General features: G+C 43.8%; 13 protein-coding genes. 9 read left to right on the top strand and 4 right to left on the bottom strand.

Annotated features, from left to right (window positions below; genetic code table 11):
• Positions 1-247 precede the first annotated feature (247 nt).
• Positions 248-2,320, bottom strand: coding sequence for an alkyl sulfatase dimerization domain-containing protein (locus tag L3V35_RS04190; protein WP_114634509.1), 2,073 nt, complete (start codon positions 2,318-2,320; stop codon positions 248-250).
• A 188-nt stretch (positions 2,321-2,508) separates the two neighbouring features.
• Here L3V35_RS04190 and L3V35_RS04185 point away from each other — a divergent pair, with 188 nt between their 5' ends.
• The gene (locus L3V35_RS04185) at positions 2,509-3,411 is read left to right on the top strand and encodes a LysR family transcriptional regulator (protein ID WP_065206627.1); all 903 of its coding nucleotides are present in this window, start codon (positions 2,509-2,511) and stop codon (positions 3,409-3,411) included.
• Here L3V35_RS04185 and L3V35_RS04180 read toward each other — a convergent pair.
• Positions 3,408-4,307 (bottom strand): DMT family transporter, encoded by a 900-nt coding sequence (locus L3V35_RS04180; RefSeq protein WP_114634510.1) that lies wholly within the window; start codon positions 4,305-4,307, stop codon positions 3,408-3,410. The two genes, L3V35_RS04185 and L3V35_RS04180, sit on opposite strands and share 4 nt — an antisense overlap.
• A gap of 209 nt (positions 4,308-4,516) precedes the next feature.
• Here L3V35_RS04180 and L3V35_RS04175 point away from each other — a divergent pair, with 209 nt between their 5' ends.
• Positions 4,517-4,906 (top strand): VOC family protein, encoded by a 390-nt coding sequence (locus tag L3V35_RS04175; protein ID WP_171307524.1) that lies wholly within the window; start codon positions 4,517-4,519, stop codon positions 4,904-4,906.
• Positions 4,907-4,957: 51 nt separating this feature from the next.
• A complete protein-coding gene (locus L3V35_RS04170) occupies positions 4,958-5,482 on the top strand; it encodes a hypothetical protein (protein ID WP_237298534.1) in 525 nt (174 codons plus the stop codon).
• 169 nt (positions 5,483-5,651) lie between these two features.
• On the opposite strand, the gene L3V35_RS04165 is transcribed toward L3V35_RS04170, so the two are convergent.
• The gene (locus L3V35_RS04165; RefSeq protein ID WP_237298532.1) at positions 5,652-5,861 is read right to left on the bottom strand and encodes a hypothetical protein; all 210 of its coding nucleotides are present in this window, start codon (positions 5,859-5,861) and stop codon (positions 5,652-5,654) included.
• Between the two features lie 889 nt (positions 5,862-6,750).
• Between L3V35_RS04165 and L3V35_RS04160 the strand changes: the two genes are divergently transcribed.
• From L3V35_RS04160 to L3V35_RS04135, 6 genes are all read left to right on the top strand, one after another.
• Positions 6,751-7,878, top strand: coding sequence for a hypothetical protein (locus L3V35_RS04160; protein ID WP_237298530.1), 1,128 nt, complete (start codon positions 6,751-6,753; stop codon positions 7,876-7,878).
• A 64-nt stretch (positions 7,879-7,942) separates the two neighbouring features.
• Complete coding sequence (locus tag L3V35_RS04155) at positions 7,943-11,635, top strand: RHS repeat protein (protein ID WP_237298528.1); 3,693 nt, start codon at positions 7,943-7,945, stop codon at positions 11,633-11,635.
• A complete protein-coding gene (locus L3V35_RS04150; protein WP_237298526.1) occupies positions 11,625-12,755 on the top strand; it encodes an RHS repeat-associated core domain-containing protein in 1,131 nt (376 codons plus the stop codon). The genes L3V35_RS04155 and L3V35_RS04150 overlap by 11 nt, the downstream gene beginning before the upstream one ends.
• 264 nt (positions 12,756-13,019) lie before the next feature.
• Entirely contained in the window at positions 13,020-14,459 is a 1,440-nt protein-coding gene (locus L3V35_RS04145; protein WP_237298524.1) for a 6-phospho-beta-glucosidase, read from the top strand.
• A 106-nt stretch (positions 14,460-14,565) separates the two neighbouring features.
• Positions 14,566-15,564, top strand: a complete 999-nt coding sequence (locus L3V35_RS04140) for a LacI family DNA-binding transcriptional regulator (RefSeq protein ID WP_237298522.1) — start codon at positions 14,566-14,568, stop codon at positions 15,562-15,564.
• A gap of 213 nt (positions 15,565-15,777) precedes the next feature.
• A complete protein-coding gene (locus tag L3V35_RS04135) occupies positions 15,778-16,338 on the top strand; it encodes a sugar O-acetyltransferase (RefSeq protein WP_237298520.1) in 561 nt (186 codons plus the stop codon).
• A gap of 152 nt (positions 16,339-16,490) precedes the next feature.
• Here L3V35_RS04135 and L3V35_RS04130 read toward each other — a convergent pair whose 3' ends face one another.
• Positions 16,491-17,849, bottom strand: coding sequence for a GGDEF domain-containing protein (locus L3V35_RS04130; protein ID WP_076671089.1), 1,359 nt, complete (start codon positions 17,847-17,849; stop codon positions 16,491-16,493).
• Positions 17,850-17,866 lie beyond the last annotated feature (17 nt).

Below are 17,866 nucleotides of genomic sequence, written 5' to 3'. Positions count from 1 at the left end.
ATTGATAAACCGTGAAACAAGGGTGTGGTTTAACAAACACAGTACTGTTTTTCTGGGCTTGATAAGAAGATTTACTCAATGCTTTTTGAGTGCTGTGAGTGGGGTTTCTCATTTATTTTCTTGATATCGAATAAAGCTAAAATCAAAAAAGCCTCAACCGGTTTAATGGTTGAGGCTTGGTCGTATTAGCCTTGTTTCAGCCTATTTAGGCCAGTTTGACGTTGTAATTATTTTACCTTAGAGCGGCTTAGTGAGCGTGCTCGTGTGAATCTTGGTACAACTCAGCGTCTACTTCTTCGCCTTTGTTTGGACGAGGAACAATCTCAAAAGAGGTGTCAGCTTCTGTCAGTGAAGACAGCAGTTTGTTAAGTGATGATTTGTCTCCTTTCACGCCCGCTTGTCCGTCTTCTAGCAGTTTTCCAAGGCTTGTTTTCTTAAGCACTATATCAGACACGTCAGACTTATTGATGATCAGTGTGGTATCCGCATCTTGCAGCTCTGATACTTGGATGTTGTTCAGGTTGCCGTTAGACATTTCAACGTAGTAGAACTCTTTAACATCAGGTAATTGAATGTTCATCGTAAATGGCGTGTTTTGCGCCTTCAATGAATCCACTTTTACCGCTAAGTAATCCAACAAGTTCTCAATGGTCATGTTAGCCAATACATCCGGTGATGCTGTTTTCGGTGCGCCCGGTTGTGTGCCAATACGCAGTTCTTGGGCGCCCGTAAGGTAGATGTTTCTCCAACCTGCGCCTTCTGATTGATAACCCAATTGCTCGTAAGTATCTGCCAATAAGCCACGTGCAACTTTGTTCTCTGGCTCAGCTTGAATCACTTTATTCAGTGCTGTTGCAACGAAGCGATATTCGCCTTCTTGGAAATCTTGTTGCGCTTTCTCAATTACAGCATCGCTGCCGCCCATGTACTCAACAAACTTCACCGATTCTGGCTCGATTGGTAATGGGTTCAGATTCGCTGGGTTCATGTCGAAGTAACCAAGATACATGTTGTACACAGCGCGAGCGTTGTGAGAGTAAGTACCGTGGTAACCATTGGTGTGCCAAGACTGTTGAATGCTGTCTGGCATTACCTTGTAAATCTCGTCACCGATATCTTGTAGAACCACACCGTTATTGGCTAAACGAAGCGTTTGGTTATGAGTAAAACCGTAAGCATCGCGCTGCATTTTTAGGTAATCAGAAATCTCTTGTTCACCCCAGATTGGGGCTGAGTGAGACGCAAATAGCACCTCTGTTTCTTCGCCCCAAGTGACTAACATCTCGTTGATTTTTTTCGACCACTTCAAACCATCACGTACTTTTGCACCGCGAAGTGTGTATAGGTTATGCATGCCTTGGTAGGTCAGTTCGCCAGTCCAAAGTGCTTTCATGCTTGGAATGTAGGTCACCATTTCAGATGCCGCTTCGGTACCTGAAGCATCCATGAATTGCATTTCTAGGCCGTCGATAACCAGAGTTTCAATTTCTTCGTTATGGTTCAGTTCGTAGTCTGGCAGGACGTAAGTAATGCTACCGGTTGATAGGCCTTTAGACAGTGCCGCATCAACAATACCGTGTTCGTGTCGGTTCAGGGTTGCGCCATATTGATAAGCAGTACGACGAGACATCGCATTACCTGCTAATACGTTTTCGTCGACGATTTCTTTAGTGATGTTTTTCGAACCGTACACTTTTACATCTGGATACGCGTCTTTGATTGCTCTTGCGCCACCAAAGTGATCAGCGTGCGAGTGAGAGTAAATCATTGCAACGACTGGCAGTTCACCGCCATCAGGCACATTGTTCTTGAAGAATTCGAGTGATTTGGCGGCTGATTCTTTGGTAAGAAGAACGTCGTAGGCGATCCAACCGTTGTCACTACGAATGAAAGAGATAGACGCTAAATCCGCGCCTCGAACTTGGTAAACTTTACCCGGAACAACTTCATATAAACCTTCCGCCGCTTGGTTCAATACCGCTTGGCGCCACAGTGAAGGGTTTACCGAATCTGGTGCTTGGTCTGCATTCGTTACACTTGGATCGATGAAGTTAAAGCTATTACGAATGATGTCGCCCGTCTCTTGATCAAAGCTAGCAACAAGACCTTTATTGTTATTGTCGAAAGCGCGAGTGTCGGCAAAGTTAAGTGTTTTTGCGAACTCTTGGTTTGCTTTAGTGGTCATCTCGGTTGCGCTTTTGCCACCTTGATCGCCAATTTCGCTGAAGTGTGCGTGGTCATGGTTAGCTGCAATCGCAGGGAATGCGAGCGAGATAGCTAGGAACAGTGATGCATTTTTGAACGTGCGAGAAGTTGTCATAAGAGCCTCTTCATTTCAGAATTTTGTTTCGTTGAGGCGATTATAGGAATAAGACATATAGCAAAAAATAAAGTAAGCTTTATTTAATACATCACGATTGGCTATGTATTGAGTCATGCAATGGTTGGGGAACGAAGACGAATCCTGACCTATGATTGATTAAGACCACATTGACAGGGAGAGTAACGGTGAGCGACGTGGAAAAGTTGGATTTAAATCTATTGAGCGTGTTCTTAGAAGTGTATCGATTAAAGTCGATCACGCTTGCATCAGAATCGCTTGGTATGACTCAACCCGGGGTAAGTGGAGCCTTGAAGCGACTCCAATCTCAGCTTGATACTGATCTTTTTATTCGTGAAGGGCGAGGGATCATTCCAACCAATGCTGCGGTGCAACTAGCAAGCCGAGTGGAACCTGCACTCGAGGGAATCACCAGCGCTGTTAGTACCTTGAAGCAATTCGATAATCAGCAGCATCATGTGTTTCGAATTTTGGTCAACGAGATCGGTTTAACCAAGCTTCAGCCCCTTGTGGAAAAGGACGATACGCTTGGTAACATCTCGATTGAATTCAATATGGTGCCAAGCAATGAAGAAGATCTGCTGCAGAGTTTGAGCATGCAGCAAGCCGACTTAGCGATCGATATTCACTATCCACAAGTGAATGGTTATATGAACCAGCAAGTGATCGAAGATGAGCTCGTATTGATCGCCAAGCAAGGGCACCCAAGGATTGATGGATCGGTGACGGAAGAGCAGTATTATCATGAGAAACACATCACCTTCAGAATGCGTCGTTCTCGCCTTTATACCGCAGATTACTTTACGAAAAGCCCGATACAACAGCGAAAAGTCAGCTCCGAATGTGATTCATTGATGACGATGTGTGTGTTGGTCTCTGGCTCTGATTGTGTTGGTAGTACGTCTCGTGATTTTGCTAATCAGTTTGCGGAGCGATTCCAATTGCAAGTTCTCGACCAGCCGTTTGAGGTCTTGCCCATGAAGCAGTATATGATTTGGCATAAGAGAACCGATTTGAATCCTGCTCATCAGTGGTTAAGAAACAGGATTCAACAATACATGGCCGACTAACGAGCCGCTCTTGCTGCTCGTTTTTGTTTGACGCTCTCTATTATCTTAGAAGGTGTCATACCGGTCACTAACATGGTGCCGGTAATAACAAGAACCGAACCGAAAATGGTGTTAAGGCCAATCGCTTCGTCTAGGAAAAGGTTGCCCCACAAGATGCCAAACACTGGAATCAAAAAGGTGACAGACAGAGCCGAAGGCGCACCCAATTCAGAAACGAGATTGAAGTAAAGCAAGTAAGCAAGCCCAGTACATACGGCGCCTAATAAGATCACCGATGTGGTGATGGTTAGATCCGGAGCCTCTCTCATCGGCATAAAGAAGACAAACGGCAACACGATTAATACCGCCGCCCACATGCTGCCATGAGCATTGTTGAACGCCTCAACTTTGGGTGCTTGTTTGGTATAGTTCGACGCTATTCCGTAACTAAAGGCCGCCATCACCGCCGCAAAGATAGGAAGCACAGCCTCACGGCCAATGTTCATCGCATCCCAACCAACTAACACGCCAACTCCCGTTACCCCAATACCTAGCCCTAATAGAACTCTTGCATCGAGTGTTGTTTTTGTCCATATCGCACCAATGATCGCCGCCCATATTGGCGCGGTAGAGTTCAAGATAGCGAGTGTCGAGGCGTTCAGTGTTTGCGCTGCATAAGCGAAAAACAAAAAGGGAAGTGCAGTATTAAACAAGCCAAGAATGAAAAAGTGTTTCGCATGGGCATTAAAAGAAAGCTTCCTTTTCAGATAAAAAGAAACCAAGAGTAGAGTGACGGCAGCGCACAGAACTCGCGCTTCAATCAGCACCGCAGGGCCCAGCGGATTAGCGGCAATTCTCATGAACAGAAACGAACCGCCCCATATCGCAGCGAGAGTTATTAGTTTTATAAAGTTCACGGCTTATATCTCAGAATGTGTAAAACACTGACTATGGAGGAAAGATAACTATTACACAAACTTAGATGTTAATACTGTTCAGCTACTTGTTGTTATTTTGATAACTCAACTGACCGTTAAACAGGAACACATTCGATGAATTTCGTTCTGTTTATTGATCCTGATTTGATGAGTAATCTAGTGTTAGACATCAAACTTAGGTGAACAAAATGAAGATTGAACACATCGCAATATGGACAAAACAGCTCGAAGTACTTAAGCGGTTTTATGAAGATTACTTTGGTGCGGCGTCTAACCAGAAATATCGCAACCCAACTAAAGGCTTCTCTTCCTACTTCCTCTCTTTCGAGAGTGGTAGCCGATTAGAAATCATGGAAATGGATTCGGTTCCTGAATCGAAAGATGATATCTATGATCAATTTACCGGTTTCATTCATATGGCCATCTCATTGGGGTCGGAACAAGCGGTCGATGAGTTAACAAGCCGCTTGATTCAAGACGGTTATGAGCGCTTAGATGGTCCAAGAAGAACAGGTGATGGCTATTATGAGAGCTGTATACTCGATCCTGATGGTAATCGCTTGGAACTTACCGTTTAATGTAGAGACTTAATTGAGTTACTCATCTACTAACGGAACGGAGGTATTACAATGATGAAGCGTGCTTTGACTTTCCTTTTTAGTCTTGGGCTTATGGGATGTGCTACCTCAGTTCTGGTGTATGAGAAGACGCCAGATACGAAGCCTGAACCGTCTCAACCAATCGGCTACCTTGGATTTAAAGCGAATCAAGAATGGGCTGTTAAATTCAATGACTGTACGGTCTATGATTTAACAGGCGCACAACCCTACCAATGGTTTGATCGCACTTCAGCCGCAGTGAGCTGTTATACGTTCAAGCCAAACGATGCTATCGAGCCTCTGCTGGTTTACTCCAATGCTGATTTCAACAGCAATAAACTCACTCCGATTAACCGCTTTCAAGAGCTGCAGGTATCAGAGTCAGGCTGGGGCAATTTCCCTGCCGTCTATGAAACCAACGGCACCAATTGGCTGAAAGTTAAAGAGGGTTGGATTCACCTCACACTAGCCGATCAAACGCTCGTTCAGTTCTACCCTGGAACTCAAGACCAATCTGGTAAATCACAGCATGACCAGTATTTTGAGCAGCATTGATGTTGGGGTGCCATTCGTCCCTATCGAATTGGTAGGGGCAAATGGAGCCGTGAATTATTGACCTTTCTTGAGTTGGATTATAAAAGGCATAATGGCATTGAAAACAATCACCACGGCGCCAATCAGCGTTATGGTGTTTGGCAACTCGGCAAACAATAGTAACCAAGAATCATGAGTAGATTATCTGTGAGAACTCAACATTCGAAACCATGTTCGCTTCTCTCCATTTGTAAGCGTTGACACCAAACCATTGGCCGATAGAAGAAATAACACCGACCAACACTAACAGCACCAACTCATACCACGTCGGCCATTGCCACTCGATAAGCGGCGGAATCAGCGCAACACCCCCCACGAATATGACTTGATAAGTTAGCACTACGACCTTCTATTCCACATTCGCCATTTTCCTTACGCAGATAGCAGCAATCGTTGTGCCTAACGTGGCCACTAAGCCGAGTTCCAACGTAGAACAACATAGAACAGAGACTCGCTTTCTAGAGTGTGAAGTCTACCTTGGTAGAGGGGGCAAACAGAGTTTTCAAAATATTGAGAGAGAGCATTAATAAGAACTCATTAACTTTTCATTAATTATATTAATAGAAATTAGATAAAAGCATATAAATTATCATCTTGTCGGTTAATAATTGAACGCAGTAGTAATTTCATGGTGGTTTTTATATTTTGACGTAATTAACGAACGCGGTAGATATCTGAGGATATAAGCTGAATAATGAATATTACCATTTTATTGGTAAGGGTAATTATCTCTAATAGTTCTTCTTAATATAAAAACAATGTAAAAGCGCTGATAGTATCAACAGTAAGGTGGTGTAACGATGCGAGTCACCACAAATAAACAGGCTTATTTTTATAAAAAGTAATTCCCTCTCGATTCTGAGTGTGGCTATTGCATGAATGCATTTGAAATAATGTTACATGTGAAATTTTAAGTTGTTGTTTTTTATGGGTATAGTTTTTCATTAGATTTTATGGCTTGGCTAGCGCTAAGAAGACTTTTAAATTTTACATTGATGAATTGATTAATTAAATTAGCGCTGTCTGTTTAATCAATTAAATGGCGTGTAAGCAATGGTTATCAGAATGGATAATGTCACTTGTAATCGTTGATAGTGTGAACTTTAAAATAGGGCAAAGACCCTAGGGTGAATTTAACTATCAACAAAGTTGTTATACCCAGAGATATCATTGTCTTTTCTTTAATTTCTTACCTAATAATATGTAGAGTTAATACTATGAAGTTGTCGATGAATAAATCATTGTTACTAGCAATGTCAGCGTGTTTTTTTTCTAGTGCAAGTTTTGCAGGAATTAATAGTGATTATCATGTGGTGGCCGATGACTTAACGGCTGATCATAATGAAAGCAACGGCGTACCTATGCCTTTTTATGGCAATGGAAGAATGCAGTCCAAACTTAGTGTGTCAGTTTCCTTCGCTGATAGTTACGGCAGAGCAGTAACAGTACCTAAGAGTGACTTAGAAGGTGCGATATCTTTTTACCTTAAGAATAGTGAACAAGAGTTAGGCAAAAATAAAGACTGTACCTACGGAAGAGATTGCTGGGGGTATACATTGAACCCAAATGACTATTCTCACCAAATGGGGAACAGTTATGGATACTCTAAGGGTCTACCAACGTCTCGTGTTTCATCATCTGATACCAAATTAACCGCTTGGGTTTACAGTAACGAAATCGCTCAGCATCGCGAAGTTTGTATGAAAGTTAAATTTAATACTGGTAGCCAGTATGACAATAACTACTACGATAGCTGTGCTTATCCAAATGAATCAAGTGCCTTCTATCAAAGCGTGCAGCCTAAGTCCTATAGTGCTGCTGACTTTTCAGAGATTGGAGAAGGTGACAAGGTATGGGAAGAGAGTAACGCTGATGGGTTCTATTTCGAAAAAGCTGAGATGTATAACTTCTATGTGACGCCCAAAGATACTTCAGTGAAACTGGTCGAGGTTGCTATGGATAACTTCGACGAGTCGGACAGCGATAAGGTGTTCCTAAACGATGAGTGGTTAGGTTGTTATTCAGATTGCACTAATGGCTTTCGTTCAGTGAAAGGTTATGTGTTCGCTCCAGGTTCAGAGCGTAATGTATCTGATGAATATGTTTGGAATAGCGCCGCTGGCGAAGGTCGCACGGCGGTATGGCGAGTTAACCAGCAACTAAGATCAGTGACTCTGAGCCAATTGCTTTATTCAAATAGCGGGACATCGAACAATGATTCTCAAAAAGAGTACCGATTTACTGTATTTGACCAATACGGGAATAAAGGACCACTAAAGCTTATTTATCCTCAAAGTGAATTTACTGGTGGCGGCCAGAAATGGGATTACACCCATTGGAATCTCGTTAGCCAATAACATCCAGATAAAACAGAGTTAGCTCATCCACTTTGAGCTAACTCATTCACTTTAGGGGAAATTTATGTCTAATTGGACTTCAAACGCTTTTAACTTTGATAGCTTTTGTTCGGGCGGCGTAGACCAAAGAACCAGAAGCTATTCATATCAAATCTTACTTGGCTCTCTTATTGGTAACTGGCTTAAGGGACCAAACCTCGATATATCCATTCTATTCTCACCTTACTCGACGGACAACCTTGGTTTCGGTAAGGGCTGGAAATTGAATCTCCCAAGATACGACATCGAGAACCAACAGCTCTATCTTGCAAATGGACAGTCCTACCGTGCTGAATTAAATGCCAATATCGAAATGAGTATTCGCTACAAGAAACTGCTCGATTTTTCGGTATCTTCTAGCGCGAATGGCTATGAAATTACGTATAAAAATGGCCGTATTGATCTTTTAGATAAAGATGGCGACATCATTAAGATCACTCAAAGTAATGGCCATGCTCTCTACTTTTCTTGGCTCAACGTGGGACAAAATAAGCGCCTAGATAAAATTTGGGATGATAGAACAACCAAACAGACCGCACTGTTGTGGGTCGAGTATATTTCGGTAGGGCGCGTTAATATTTTTACTAATATTGGCAGCACCCATGAAGCTTATTTCAGTCTTACTCTTAGCAATAACAAGCTCGTCAAATGCAATTTACCAGAACAAGCAGGTAGCTATAGTTTTGGTTATGAAAGTATTGGTTCATATACGCTAATCAATGAAGTAAATCACCCTTGTGGTTTGACCGAGCGTTTGAGATATAAAGCTGATGGTATTCGAGTCAACTCAATGACTTATTTACCAGCCGTTACTGCACACGATGTCCTCACCCTTAATTCGCCAGTTATTACTACAACCTATGACTGTGTGGGTACAGATAGCCGCAATTTCATGGGTTATGGTGTACGTGGTGGTGAATTAAGTGAAGGGCTTGATAACCTGCTTGAGCGTGGTTACGAATATACTTATCGCGTCCAAAAAATCGAAAATGGCTCTATTGTCACCGCGCAAACATACAATCAATTTCATCTACTCGTTGAAGAAGCTAGACAGGTTAACGGAAACCTTGTTCATTTGAAAAGGCTGGAATACCCAGCGATTGATAACCAACAGTTTTCGGATCAACCTGCTCAGTATTCTTTGATCAGTAAAGAGGAACAAATCTGGTTTTCTGGATCGGATAGCCAAGCTCAAAGTCGATTTTGGGACTATGACGAGTACGGCAACATGCTTAAGTTCGTTGACGAGAATGACATCTATGAACGTTACGAATATTACGCAAAAAATGGTGAAGCAGGTTGTCCAGCATCACCAACAGGTATGGTGAATTTTGTAAAATCACGCGCCTTAAATAACGGTTCAGAGCAGCGAACGCTGTCTTATCAGTATGCGTCTATTGAGGGGCTGAATGGCCATCGTGACGTGGTTCTGAGCTTGGAAGAAGACGTGCAACGTTATAGAAGCCATTACGCTTATCAAACTGATACTGGTGAGACCTACTCTTTCGGACGATTGGCTTCAGTCCAAAATGACATTCTTCATCCTAACGGCACGTATTCTGCTATTTCTCACTATCGCTATGAGTTGGATAGCGATGTCCTTGAAGAACACGAAGAGCTGACCTGTCACGACAATACGAAAACCAATCTTGCGGTTGGGCACTACCTTGATATTGGAGAACTCGCGCGTCATGTCGATTCAGACGGAGTTAGCTGTGCATTTACTTATGATTCGCTTCGTAGAACTACTGAAGAACGGATTGAAGGAAGTGCAGCCCGTTCGTATCAATACATTGTTGATACTGGTATGAGTCGACAAACCTTGTTGCTAACCGATTGCAAAGGCAACTTGTGTGAACAAAGCTGGGACGGTCAAGGACGTGAATTAGAGGCTAAAGTTGGTAGCTCGGTCGTATGGACAAAAATGTACGATGCGTTGGGCAGACTCCAAAGTAAGAGTACTTACGATGTGTTGCCTGATCGCAATTCCAGATCGGCGCCTGTGGTGTTAACAGAAAGCTATGAATACGATGAGTGGGATCAGGTTAAAGCGACTCTGTTAGCGAATGGAAAACGTCGTGTCGAGTTCAATAACCTCGCCTCACGTAAGAAAACTCAAGGTATTGAAGGCTTGACCATGACGGTCAGCTCTCTGAATAGCTGGGGGTTAGAAGAGAAAAAAGAGCAAGGCATCAACAGTTGGAATTATGAGTACGACTCATGGGGAAGATTGATTAAAGAAACGAATCCTCTCGCTCGATCTAAGCATTACCACTACGACCGTTTTGATCGTGTTATTCGCATGACTCAAGCGAACGGTGTCGATCAAGATATCACTTACGCTGAACACACCGATCAGTCACAAGTTGTAGACCTGAAAATTGGTGGGGTGACTTTAGGGCAACGCGATATTGATGGATTGGGACGTCCACAATCCCTGCGAAGAGGAGCGAGTCCCCAAGCTTCATTGGCGTGGACTTATGCGGATAGCAGCAATATCCCAGAAACTGAATCCAGCATGGCAGCTCCAACAAGGCTATTTACTCGCGATAGCCAGTTGGGTGTGCTAAGTGCCAAGTCGTCTGATGGGCAGGCTTCTAGTTACAGTCATGACCCAATATCCGGCTTACCGACAGGGAGTCAGGACAGTGAAGGCAATCAAAGTACCATTACCTACTCGACTAAAGGTTTGCCTGAAGCCGAGGTGAATGATGGTCAGTCTCGTTATTACAGCTACTCTGATGGTGGGGTTATCGCTGCAGTTGAGAGTGACACGGACACTCGCCAATATGGTTATGATGAACTCGGGCGCTTGGTGAAGCTGAGCTCAAATTCAACAACGGTTTACTACGAATATGATGAGTTTGATCGAGTGATACTAGAAACATTGATATCGGGTAGTCAAACCCAAGTCACTGAACTCGAATGGGATGAATATAGTCGTGAAGTCAAGCGAGCTATAGCCTTGAACGATAATTATATCTTTGAGCAATCACAAGAATATAACGCGTTAGGGTTGCTTAATTCTCGTCAAAAGGAGTGTGCAACTTTAGGTAATCTGACGGAAATCTATACCTATGATGAACTCTCTCAGTTGACGAAAGTCGAGTTCTTTGGCGCGGGTCCACTGAGTGATTGGTCTCAGCCTATGACGTCTATTGATTGGAGCTATGATGAGCTAGGTAACATGCTGACGCAACGCACAGCTACTGCTGAATCTGAGGATTTCGCTCGTTACTTTTATGAGTCGGATGACCCTTGCCAGTTGACTCGTATTACTCATTCCCACCCACAACTCGACGGTCAGGTAACAGTGAAATACGACTTGAATGGCAACATGATTGAAGATGCGGATGGTCGAATTCTTGAATATGACCATTTTGACCGATTACAGCGTGTGTTAGCTGATAATGCCGAATGGCTCTATCAATATGACAGCAACGACCGACTGTCTGCACAACAGTCCGTTTCTGAATCTCGTCACTTTAACTATCTATGGGGTGACCTCGCTTCGATCGAGGAAAATGGCAAACTCACTCAGTATATCTATCACGAAGGAGTTCCTAAATGGTCAGAGATGGACTCGGAAACCACGTTATTGGCCACGGATCAAAATGGTTCGGTAATCGCGTCAAATACGTCGGGTAAAACAGGGTCTATATACCGTTACTCTCCATATGGGCAACGTGATCAAGCGGGGAATGAAAATGAACAATAAAGACTCGGTATTTATTACCCCACTTAATCGACGTGAGTTCCTGATTAAAATTGGTCAAACCGCAGCGGTGGCTGGTGGTATCTCACTGCTTCCTACTTCGGTTCGTTTGGCGATGGCGCAGTCGATGACCATCTCTCATTCGGAAATTGGCTTTAATGGCGAGTGGTTGGATCCTGTCCTACAAGGTTATCATTTAGGTCAAGGCTATCGCGTTTACCAGCCGAAGTTGATGCGCTTCAATGCACCGGACAGTTTGGCCCCTTTCAATGAGGGGGTTCACAATGCTTATGTGTACTGCCATAACGATCCGATTAACTTCACCGACCCAAGCGGACACCTGAATATCAGTAAGATCTTGTTTGGTGCTTTTGGTGTGATCGCGGGTATTGTGGGTATTGCATTGGCGGCACCAACCGGTGGTTCTAGCTTAGTATTGGCGGCGGGTATTATCGGTGGTATTGCAGGTATGACTAGTGGTGCGCTACAAATTGCTTCGGGGGTTATCGATGATGGTGACATCTCTCATAAGCTTGATATTGCGACCATTCCATTCGATATCATTGGTGTGGTGAGTGGCGGATATTCGGCCTACAAGTCGGTTCAGAACTTACGTTGGGTAAGGGCAGGTGGGGCATTGGAAGATGTCACTCAGCCCGGCCTTGGTTCTCGTTTGATGAACAAGATTAGGCCTTCTGGTGAATACAACCTTGCGTGGGCCTCTAAAACGAACCCAGCGATGCGAATCGGCAGCTCTAAGGGGCAGGTTATTGCGACCAGAATGACACAGGGTGGCAGAACGATGACCTATATGCCTCCTCCAATCCATGGTGGATTTACCAAGATTCTTCTTGGACAAGTCAAAGTGGGCGCCCGAGGCTATACCATCTACCAAGGCATAATGACGGCGCGCTCGATTGGTGGTTTAGGTTGGTCATCGGTTAAAACAATACCTGGGCGATTAGATGAAGAAAAGTCTTCAGTGGATACCATGGTTACGGAAGGTCGAAGTGCCAACCCTGCAGCCAAGAAGACGCAAATGTACGCACTCGAAGAGACACGACAACGAATAAAATATGGCAATGAGGTTCAGCAGATGATCCGTCAGTTGCCATTGTCGTAGTCTGATTATTTTTTTCTCTAACAACACAAAGCCAGCTCAATCCTCATTGAACTGGCTTTTTTGCATTCTGTGTAGGCGTTCTCGAACGTTATCCATCAACCATGATTACTTTCCTTAGATCTCACTTAGATCAACAGAAGATGAAAAAGGCATTGCTGAAACCGGTTTCAAGTTGTATCTTTGCTTTAATTGAAATCGGTTTCAGGACTGCAATAGGCTCTCTAATCCTGATCTTGTCACGAATAACTTGTAGCGAGTAATGGTATGAACAACGAATTTCCGAACGATTTTTTATGGGGTGGTGCTGTTGCAGCGCATCAGTTAGAAGGCGGCTGGGATGCGAATGGTAAAGGTGTCAGTGTTGTTGATGTATTAACAGCGGGCGCTCATGGTGTACAGCGTCGAATCACTGATGGCGTGATCGATGGCGAAAACTATCCAAACCAAGTCGCAGTGGATTTCTACCATCGCTACAAAGAAGACATTAAGTTATTTGCTGAGATGGGCTTTAAGTGTTTCCGTACCAGTATTGCTTGGACACGTATCTTCCCAAATGGCGATGAAGCTGAGCCATGTGAAGCGGGTTTAGCATTTTACGATGATCTGTTTGACGAGCTGTTGAAATACGACATTCAGCCGGTGGTAACATTGAGCCACTTTGAAATGCCTTACCACCTAGCCAAAGAATACGGCGGTTGGATGAACCGTAAAGTGATCGACTTCTTCGTTAAGTACTCAACCACGGTGATGGAGCGTTACCAGCACAAAGTGAAATACTGGATGACGTTTAACGAGATCAACAACCAGATGAACACTTCGGCAGACATCTTCGGTTGGTTGTGCTCTGGAGTGAAGTACCCACAATGTGAAAAGCCACAAGAAGCCATGTATCAAGCGGTTCACCACCAGTTTGTGGCAAGTGCTTTGGTGGTTAAGAAAGGTCACGAGATCAACCCAGATCTTCAAATCGGCGCAATGTGTGCGATGGTGCCTTTCTACCCTCGCTCTTCAAAGCCAGAAGACATCATGGTGGCGCAGAAAGCGATGCGTGACCGTTATTTCTTCTCGGATGTGATGGTGCGTGGTCATTACCCAAATTACGCTAAGCGTGACTGGGCAACCAAAGGCTTTAACATTGAGATGCAGCCTGAAGATGAGCAGATCCTAAAAGAGGGTAAGGCCGATTACTTAGGTTTTAGCTACTACATGTCGAATACCTTGGATTCTTCTTCTCACCAATCTACAGAAGAAGCGATGGACGGCGGTCATGAGAACTCGGTCGATAACCCGTTCATCCAGTCTAGTGATTGGGGCTGGCCAATTGATCCAACTGGTTTACGTTTCTGTTTAGCGTCTCTGTATGAACGTTATGAAGTGCCATTGTTCATCGTTGAGAATGGTTTTGGCGCTGTTGATACCATTGAAGAAGATGGCAGCATTAATGATGACTACCGCATTGCTTACCTTGGCGACCACATCAAAGAGATGAAAAAAGCCGTTGCGATCGACGGTGTTGATTTGATGGGCTACACCCCTTGGGGATGCATCGATTTGGTGTCGTTCACCACGGGCGAGATGAAAAAACGCTACGGGTTCATTTATGTAGATAAGGACAACGATCAATCTGGTTCTTTAGAGCGCAAGCGCAAGAAGTCTTTCGAGTGGTACAAAGGCGTGATTGCATCTAATGGTGCCACTATTTAGAATGCATTTCCCAGCGCAGTTATGCGAACTGTGAGCTGTGAGCTGTGATTTTGCAATGAATTAGTCGGCCTATGTCGACTAATTTTTTATAAAGGAAAAGAAGCCAATGGTAACCATGCTTGATGTCGCAAACCGCGCGGGCGTATCTAAATCGACCGTTTCTCGTGTCTTAAATGGCAAGAACATCGTGCGCCCAGATGTGGTGAAAAAGGTATTCGATGCGATTCAAGAAACAGGTTATCGGCCAAACCTGTTAGCTCAGCAATTGGCGACCAAGAAGACCAATTTCATCGGCTTTGTAATCACCAATGAGTTGTTCAATGGCCCTTACTTTTCTTCCTTGATGTATCACGCGGCTTCTTATAGCGAAAAGTCGAATCACCAGCTGGTGATCACCGATGGCAAACACAGCGCTGAAGACGAAAGAAAGGCGATCAATTTCCTGCTGGATATGAAGTGTGCGGGCATCATCATCTATCCGCAATGTTTAACGGAAAGCGAGATCGCTCAGATCATCGAAAGCACTGATACACCGATTTTGGTGCTCAATCGTGAAATGCCGTCGAAGCCCAATTACGCGATCACCACCGATCATTATCAAAGTGCTTGCTTGATGGTTGAACACATCATCGAGCAAGGTCATACAGGTATTGCAGTGATTCGTGGTAAAGCCGGCTCTTCGACCGATGAGCTGCGTTACCAAGCCTATCAAGATGTGTTAACTAAACATGGTATTGCATTGGATGAGTCCAAAGTTGTTCAGGGTGATTGGACGATGGGGAGCGGTTACCGTGCCGCGCAAGCTTTAGTTGAAAGCAAAGTAAGCTTCACTGCGATTTTGTCTGAAAACGATGACATGGCGACTGGAGCGATCAAGGCGTTAACTGAACTGGGATATTCATTGCCTAATGACGTTTCTATCGTTGGGTTTGATAACAGTAAAGTCGGTGCGTTTCTAACGCCAAGCTTAACGTCTGTCAGTGTGCCATTAGAGCAAATGACACAAAAGGCGATTCTGCAAATCGTCGGTGATACTGAGCAAGCTGAGGCATTAAGTACTACTGGCTGCTTGGTGATTCGCGACTCGGTTGCCCCGCGTGTTTAGGCTCAGTTAACCGTGATTGAGTTTCATATTTCACCTACAAAAAGTGACGAGCTACGCATCTCTTAAACCAAGCTTAAACACTCATTATTCACTGTTATTTAGATGTGCGATATTGCGTTTTTGGTTCGATGAATTGACCACCATTAGTTAAGTAATGTGACACTAGCTAAGTAATATGAAAATAGCTAATTGATGTGAGAACAGGTAAGTAACGTGAAAACAGAAAAACAAAAAATGCTAGCAGGCGAACCTTATCAGGCTTGGGATAAAGAGCTTTATTCAGCTCGTATCGAGTGTCGTAAGGTACTTCAAAAACTCAACAATAGTGTTCCTGACACACCAGAGTGGGAAGCGGCGACGCAAGAGCTTATTCCGGGTTGCGAGAACGCGCACTTAGAGCCCCCATTTCGTTGTGATTACGGCTCAAACATCAAGCTGGGTAAGAACTTCTACGCTAATTTTAACTGCGTGATTTTGGATGTGGCTGAAGTGACCATTGGTGACAATGTGCTGCTTGGCCCGAACGTTCAAATTCTTACCGCAGGCCATCCACTCGATGTGAAAGGTCGAGTAGAAGAAGGCGTCGAATTTGGCACACCGATTAACGTTGGTGACAATGTTTGGTTAGGTGGTGGTGTGATCATCTGCCCTGGCGTGACCATTGGCGAAAACAGCGTGATTGGCGCGGGCAGTGTCGTAACTAAAGACATCCCAGCTAATGTGGTTGCCGTCGGTAACCCGTGTAAGGTTCTGAAAGCGATCGATAACGAGTAAACATCGTTATTTTCGTTCGAGTGTAAGGCCTACTTATATTTCAGGTAGGTCTTTTTGTATGTGTAATCACGATAACTCATCGAACCATGGGGGCTATGTGACGCTCCTTTGACCTTCAATAACTGTCGCCGTAGTTGCTCAAACTCATTGGTTTAGATAAGGGAACTTTGAACTAAATTTCGCCCTTGATTTTTAGCTTGATACAACATCTCATCAGCGGAAATAATGGCCTCTTCAATCGACTGCCCAGTCGATAAATCCACAAGCCCAAGCGAAGCTGATATTCCGCCTTTAATCATATTTCTGAGTTGTGGATCGTAGGCGATTTTATCTCGGATACGGTCTGCCAGTTTAATGATATCGGATTGACTTTCCGTTTTGAGAATTACGATGAACTCATCTCCACCGATACGATAGCATTCATCGTTGTTTCTTACATTTTCCAATAATATCTCGCTTACCCGAACTAACACGTTGTCGCCGACATGGTGCCCGTAGTTGTCGTTGATCAGTTTGAAATGGTCTAGATCAATGGCAATGACTCCGATACAGCGATTGTTTTTACTCGTTCCATTATGACGAATGCGAGAGTTTGCACTTTCTAAGTAAGAGCGGTTCTTCAACCCTGTTAATGCATCTGATTCTAAAGCAATTGAAGTTCGATATTGATAATGAGAAAAGGCAATCAGTAATACATAGCCGATCCCTAACAATGCGATGACCTCAACAAAGCTTTGAATATCCCCCTTTATCTCAGCGACGGAACTGGTCATATTATCAAAGATAAAAAGGGTCGCACGGAGTTGTGGCAAAGGAACTTCAACGAGATGGAAGTACCGAGAATTGTCATTATTTAATCGAAAAAATATGACGTCTAGTAGTTTCACTTTACTTACATAGAAAGCGGAGTTTTCTGAAGTTTGTATGGTGTGCGTATTCGAGAAATCTAGATTTATCTTTTCTCCAGAAGGCATAAAGTATTGATGTTGATTGTCTCTTATCAAAAGAAGCGTATTGGCTGTACCCTTGACTCCTGGGAAGTAATATTGCAGGTCGACACTTGCCTCGTGGTAAAGGGATGACTGCCGCGATACGAGCCCTGCGATTAAGCTGGTATGAGGCTTTGGATGATTGAAGTTAAATCCCCAAAGTGTTGTTTCCCCATTCTTCATGGCAAGAAATTGAGGTGATGACGTGCTGACATTGAATCGTTGTGCGATGCGTTGAGTGTCAGAATTTGAGAAAGGTTGTGCAGGCTGATAATAAACACCGCCCAGATTGGGTTTGTTGGAGTTTGTCGCTCCAGAGCGTAAAGAAACGCCTAAAATATTCAGTGTTCGAACGACATTATTTTGAACCAGCGTTTGAATTAGCTCGCTTCTGTGAGTTTGATCTTTTTCGATAAAATGGATGGTTCTACGTATTTCACCAATATGAATATAAAGGATGACCAAAGCGAAGCAAGCCATTACCCAATGTCTTTGTTTCATAGCTAAATTGATAGCATTCATATTGGTGTACCTTTGTT

The sequence above is a fragment of the Vibrio sp. L5-1 genome (assembly GCF_021728315.1).
GTDB classification, from domain to species: Bacteria; Pseudomonadota; Gammaproteobacteria; order Enterobacterales; family Vibrionaceae; genus Vibrio; species Vibrio splendidus_K.
The sequence above is the reverse complement of the archived record's forward strand: the minus strand, read 5'-3'. Positions and strand labels throughout refer to the sequence as shown.